The organism is Phytobacter sp. V91 (assembly GCF_965644225.1).
GTDB lineage: Bacteria > Pseudomonadota > Gammaproteobacteria > Enterobacterales > Enterobacteriaceae > CBFFRJ01.
Genome location: NZ_CBFFRJ010000352.1, coordinates 1 through 286, shown reverse-complemented (window position 1 = coordinate 286; position 286 = coordinate 1). Strand labels below are relative to the sequence as shown.

The following is a 286-nucleotide window of genomic DNA, read 5'->3' as shown; positions in this document are numbered from 1 at the left end:
GACACCCATATCAAAACCGGTAACTCTCAACCTTTCAAGGTCAAGTGTCAGATCAAGTCGCGACTAATACATATTATATTTTTTGCTGAAGATCCGGGTGAATGTTTGCTGGGAATCAAAACCGTATTTAGTCGAAATAGTAATAATAGATTCGTTGGTCGCCCATAAATCATATGCAGCACTTTCGAGTTTTTTATTACGAATATAAACACCTAAGGAAGGTGCGATTTAATCGGTGGGGTTCAGTGGAGTCCTTATCTGTATTAGCCTTACCTTAGCTGAGCTG

1 pseudogene is annotated in these 286 nt (G+C 39.5%); it reads right to left on the bottom strand.

The annotated features are described in order from the left end of the window. Positions 1–63 precede the first annotated feature (63 nt). Positions 64–219: pseudogene (locus ACSZO4_RS25985) on the bottom strand (AraC family transcriptional regulator); the annotation flags it as partial. Positions 220–286: the final 67 nt, after the last annotated feature.